Origin of the sequence: Pseudonocardia bannensis (assembly GCF_012911875.1) — a bacterium.
Classification (GTDB): domain Bacteria; phylum Actinomycetota; class Actinomycetes; order Mycobacteriales; family Pseudonocardiaceae; genus Pseudonocardia; species Pseudonocardia bannensis.
In genome coordinates, this window is sequence record NZ_JAAXKZ010000223.1 from 1 (window position 1) to 3480 (window position 3480).

At 73.0% G+C, this 3480-nt stretch carries 3 protein-coding genes and 1 other RNA gene; 3 read left to right on the forward strand and 1 reads right to left on the reverse strand.

Features of this window, described 5'->3' with window-relative positions; genetic code table 11:
* Window positions 1-36: 36 nt before the first annotated feature.
* Both HF519_RS29545 and ssrA read left to right on the forward strand, forming a co-directional pair.
* Window positions 37-933 (forward strand): amidohydrolase family protein, encoded by an 897-nt coding sequence (locus tag HF519_RS29545; RefSeq protein ID WP_169416249.1) that lies wholly within the window; start codon window positions 37-39, stop codon window positions 931-933.
* A gap of 77 nt (window positions 934-1010) precedes the next feature.
* Window positions 1011-1381: a transfer-messenger RNA gene (gene ssrA, locus HF519_RS29550) on the forward strand.
* A 268-nt stretch (window positions 1382-1649) separates the two neighbouring features.
* On the opposite strand, the gene HF519_RS29555 is transcribed toward ssrA, so the two are convergent.
* A complete protein-coding gene (locus HF519_RS29555; RefSeq protein WP_169416250.1) occupies window positions 1650-1982 on the reverse strand; it encodes a DUF3140 domain-containing protein in 333 nt (110 codons plus the stop codon).
* Between the two features lie 136 nt (window positions 1983-2118).
* Here HF519_RS29555 and HF519_RS29560 point away from each other — a divergent pair, with 136 nt between their 5' ends.
* Window positions 2119-3477 carry an MFS transporter gene (locus HF519_RS29560; RefSeq protein WP_312860425.1) on the forward strand — a complete coding sequence of 453 codons (1359 nt, stop codon included), beginning with the start codon at window positions 2119-2121 and terminating at the stop codon, window positions 3475-3477.
* Window positions 3478-3480 lie beyond the last annotated feature (3 nt).

Here is a 3480-nt window from a genome sequence, read left to right on the forward strand (position 1 = left end):
CGCCCAGACCTTGCGCAGCACGGACTCGGGCAGGAAGTGCACGTGCACGTCGACGACTCCGACGTCTCGCGCTACGTGACCGACCTGGGTCTGCCCGGGCTCGTCGACGTGCACGTGCACTTCCTGCCCGAGTCCGTGCTGCGCAAGGTCTGGGCGTACTTCGACGCGGCCGAGACGCACTACGGGATGCCGTGGCCGGTGCAGTACCGCACGCCCGAACCGGATCGGGTCGCCACCCTGGAGAAGCTGGGCGTCCGCGCGTTCGCGCCGCTGGTGTACCCGCACAAGCCGGGCATGGGCCGCTGGCTGACGGAGTGGGTCACGCGGTTCGCGGCCGAGACGCCCGCCGCCGTGCCCACCGCGACGCTGTACCCGGAGCCCGACGTGGCCGACTACCTCGGCGCGGCGGTCGAGGCCGGGGCGCGCGCGGTCAAGGTGCACGTGCAGGTCGGTGCGTTCGACCCGCGCGACGAACTGCTGCGCCCGGCCTGGGGCCTGCTCGCCGACGCCGGGGTGCCGGCGATCGTGCACTGCGGGGACGGGCCGATCCGTGGCGAGCACACCGGGCTGGACATCTTCGCCGAGGTGCTCACCGAGCACCCCCGGCTGCCCATCGTGCTGGCCCACGCCGGGATGCCCGACTTCACCGGCGCGCTGGACCTGATGCACCGGTTCGAGCGGGTGCACATCGACACGACGATGGTCGGGACCCCGTTCAGCCTGCGGATCGCCCCGCTGCCGCCGGACTGGCCGGCCCGGCTCGTCGACGTCGCCGATCGGGTGGTGCTGGGAACGGACTTCCCGAACATCCCGTACCCCTACGTCCAGCAGATCCAGGCGATCGCCGGCTGGGCCGCCGCCGACGACCGGCTCGGTAGGGACTTCCTGCGCTCGGTGCTGCACGACGCGCCGGCCCGGTTGCTGCGGATCTGACGAGTTCGGTGGATCCGGAATGATCCCGGGCCCCGATGGCGTTATATTTGACGAGCCGCCCAGAAGCGGGCGGTCGAGGGGGTGAACGGTTTCGACTCCGGCTGTTGATCAAGGGGAAGCGTGCCGAGAAAGGCGACGATGATCTCGAAAACCACGCGTCGCAACCCTATAAGCGCCGACTCCAGTCAGCGCGAGTTCGCCCTCGCCGCCTGAGCGAGTGCGACTCTGTCGGACCGGGGGCGTCCCTGCCCCGGACCCCGGCATCAGCTAAGGGACTCACCGTGCGGCTCGGTCGCGGGGCCGCACGGGACATCGAACAGCGACTGGGATCGTCACACCGGCACGTTCGCATGACCGGTGGATCCGAGTAGAGGCATAGCGGACTGCGCACGGAGAAGCCCTTGTGAAGCAACGGAGGACCCGGGTTCGATTCCCGGCACCTCCACCAGTACGACCGACGGGGTCGTGGTCACCGCACCGGTGACCACGACCCCGTCGTCGTTTCCGGGTCGGCGCGGTCAGATCCCGGGCAGCGCCCCGATGACCGCCCGGCGCCAACGCCCGAGCCGCGCTCGCCCGCAACGGCTGCGCCGGCGGTGCCTACCGGGCCGCGGTCCGGGCTGCGCATCGACGGGTGTACGCCCGAGCCCCGTGCATCCAGAGCTGATCGAGGTCGCGGTCGCCGGACGCCCGGCTGCCCGCGGTGGCGGGGGCGGTCAGCCCGCCGGCTTGAGCGGATCGTGCCCGATCGACATCAGCCGGTGCCGCCAGCCGTCCTGCCCGGCCGTCGGCTCCAGGTCGTCGCGGCGTTGGTCGTGCACCCGCTGGACGACGTTGCGCATCACGCGCACGTCGTCGTCGACGAGGTCGGTCCGGCGCTTGCCGAGGATGCGGAGCACCTCGCGGCCGGTCGGGGTGCCCGCGTGGTCGGGCTCCACCTCGGAGTCCTCGGCGGCGGACCGCGTCATCATCCACTCGCGCAGCTCGCGCGAGGTCATGTTCACCACGCGGTGGAACTCGTCCCACAGCTCGTCGTCGACATCGGCCATGTCGGCGGCCTACCCGAGCGGGCCCGCGGGTAACCCCGCTCCGCCGGGGCGGGTCCATCCAATCGGGCGTCGTCCGATCGCGGCAAACCCGGACTCACCGCGTAGCGTCGCTAACGATCGGAGGAGAGGAGTCAGCGTGAGCGACGGTTCGGGGTCGCAGGCAGCCGGCGCGGGGTCCGGCGTCGCGGATCGCTCGGAGCGGCTGCCCCGGGAGATCTGGGTGCTGGTCGCCGCCGCGTTCGTGATCGCGATCGGATACGGGCTGGTGGCTCCGGCTCTGCCCGCCTTCGCCCGCAGCTTCGACGTGGGTGTCACGGCCGCCTCCGTGGTGGTCAGCCTGTTCGCGGTGTTCCGGCTGGGATTCGCCCCGGCCAGCGGCCGGCTGGTCGGCCGGTTCGGAGAGCTGCGCGTGTACGTGGTCGGGCTGAGCCTGTCCGCGCTGTCGACGGGGGCGACCGCGTTCGCCGCGGACTACTGGCAGTTGCTGATCTTCCGCGGGATGGGCGGGATCGGCTCGACGATGTTCACCGTCTCCGCGATCTCGCTGCTGGTCCGGCTGGCCCCGCCCCACCTGCGCGGCCGGGCCTCGGGGATGTGGGCGACCGGCTTCCTGCTCGGCAACATCGCGGGCCCGCTGCTCGGTGGATTGCTCATCGCGGTGAGCCTGCGCGCCCCGTTCGTGGTCTACGCGGTCGCGCTCGTCGTGGCCCTGGTGCTGACCGGCCTGTTGCTGCGGGGCCGGACCGGGCCGGCCACGGCCACCGATCCGGAGGCGATGCCGGCCGCCACCTTCCGCAGTGCGCTCGGCCATCCGACCTACCGCGCCGCCCTCGCCGCGAGCTTCGCCAACGGCTGGGCGGTGTTCGGGGTCCGCGTCGCGCTCGTCCCGCTGTTCGTGGTCGAGGTGCTCCGGCAACAGGAGTCGTGGGCCGGGTACGCGCTCGCCGTGTTCGCCGCCGGCAACGCGGCGACGCTGCTGGCCGCGGGGCGGTTCGCGGATCGGCGCGGCCGGCGCCCCCCGGTCCTGGCTGGTCTCGTGATCTCGGCGGTGGGCATGGCGTGGCTCGGGTTCACCGAGTCGCTGCCGATCTTCCTGGGCGTCTCGCTGCTCACCGGGATCGGTAGCGGCCTGGTCAACCCGCCGATGACGGCCGCGGTCGCCGATGTGATCGGCTCCAAGGCTCGCGGCGGCACGGTGCTGGCCGGTTTCCAGATGGCCGCCGACCTGGGGGCCATTCTCGGGCCGGTGCTGGCCGGCGCCGTCGCCGAGCTGAGCGGCTTCGGGGCGGCGTTCGCGCTGACCGGTGCGATCTCCGCGCTGGCTCTGGTCTTCTGGCTGCGCGCACCCGAGACGCTGCCGGCCCGCGCCGCCGCCCCGTCCGCCGAGGGCGCCCCGGGCGGGTCGGCGCCGGGCACGACAGCCCTGGAGGAGGCGGCTCCGGGAACCGCACCCCAGGACCTTCCCTCGGCCCGCCCCGCGGGCCCCGCCGCCTGACCG